The 1,671-nt window shown below is 69.2% G+C and carries 1 pseudogene and 1 CRISPR repeat array; the pseudogene reads left to right on the top strand.

Going from position 1 to position 1,671, the window contains the following annotated elements:
* Positions 1-299 precede the first annotated feature (299 nt).
* Positions 300-1,202: pseudogene (locus ACFW2Y_RS35750) on the top strand (IS481 family transposase); the annotation flags it as partial.
* 70 nt (positions 1,203-1,272) lie between these two features.
* Positions 1,273-1,667: a CRISPR direct-repeat array (repeat unit 29 nt; unit sequence CGGAACACCCCCACGTCGGTGGGGAAGAC).
* Between the last annotated feature and the right edge of the window lie 4 nt (positions 1,668-1,671).

Here is a 1,671-nt window from a genome sequence, read left to right as displayed (position 1 = left end):
GCCAACCAGGCAGCGACCGAACAAGTGAACCTGAAACCACGTCAACCCGCCCTGACCAGCTAGTCAGCCACTCCCGCACAGCGGGGGAACCTCAGGGGAAGACGTGCCGTCGGCGGCGCACCGCTCCTTGACCTGCGGAACACCCCCACGTCGGTGGGGAAGACAGACGGCCTAGCTGTATTGCCCCGGGAGGTTGTGGACGGGTGATGGAGGTCTTGGCTGGGACTGCTTGAACGGGTGAGGGCCTTCCGGGTTCGGTGTGGATTGCGACATCTCCACCGAACGATCAGAAGGCCCTCATGCCCCACCGTAATGCACCCCTGACCGAGACCGGACGCCTGCGCCTTGCCCGCTGTGTGGTCGAGGACGGCTGGCCGCTGCGGCGGGCCGCCGAACGCTTCCAGGTCTCACCCACCACCGCCCAGCGGTGGGCCGCCCGCTACCGCATGTCCGGCGAGGCTGGAATGACGGACCGCTCCTCGCGCCCGCACCACAGCCCCCGGCGGACCCCGACCCGCACCGAACGCCGGATCATCAAGGTCCGCATCCTGCGACGGTGGGGACCGGCCCGCATCGCGCACCTGCTGGACCTGGTGCCCTCCACCGTCCACCGGGTCCTGACCCGCTACGGCCTGGCCCGCCTCACGCACCTGGACCGGGCCACCGGCCACGTCATACGCCGCTACGAACGCGACCGGCCGGGCGAGCTGGTCCACGTCGACATCAAGAAACTCGGCAACATCCCCGACGGCGGCGGCCACAAGACCCTCGGCCGCCAGGCCGGCCGCAAGAACCGCAAGAACGCCGGCTACAGCTACCTCCACACCGCCGTCGACGACCACTCCCGCCTCGCCTACAGCGAGATCCACGCCGACGAGAAGAAGGAGACCGCCACCGGCTTCTGGCAGCGGGCCCATGCCTACTTCACCGGCGTCGGGATCACCGTCGAGCGGGTCCTGACCGACAACGGCTCCTGCTACAAGTCCCACGCCTGGCGCGACACGCTGACGGCGGCCGGGATCACCCACAAGCGAACCCGGCCCTACCGGCCCCAGACCAACGGCAAAGTCGAACGCCTCAACCGCACCCTGCTCGACGAATGGGCCTACGCCCGCCCCTACCGCTCAGAACAGGAACGACGCGACGCGTTCCCGCAGTGGCTGCACACCTACAATCACCACCGCGGACACACCGCGCTGAAGGGCAAACCACCCGCCAGCCGCGTCCCCAACCTCACAGGGCAATACACCGCGCCTCCTCCAACTCCTCTGGCGGAACACCCCCACGTCGGTGGGGAAGACAGATCCTCGCGTGTCTGCCGCAGCGGCACGATCGGAACACCCCCACGTCGGTGGGGAAGACACGCGTACGACGCGCTGGGGAACCTGTCCTACCGGAACACCCCCACGCCGGTGGGGAAGACTTGACCGCCAGGCCCGCGCGGCCTGGAACTGCCGGAACACCCCCACGTCGGTGGGGAAGACATCGCGGCGGCACCGATCCCGTCGAGCGAAGGCGGAACACCCCCACGTCGGTGGGGAAGACGCTGGTCCCTTCTGGGCTCGGGGCTGTCCCGGCGGAACACCTCCACGTCGGTGGGGAAGACGCGCTGTCGGGCGCTGCCGCGGCGCTGTTCGGCGGAACACCCCCACGTCGGTGGGGAAGACACCG

Origin of the sequence: Streptomyces sp. NPDC058877, assembly GCF_042742855.1 — a bacterium.
Lineage (GTDB): Bacteria > Actinomycetota > Actinomycetes > Streptomycetales > Streptomycetaceae > Streptomyces.
Note: the sequence above shows the minus strand (reverse complement) of the source record. Positions and strands in the feature narration are given on the sequence as shown.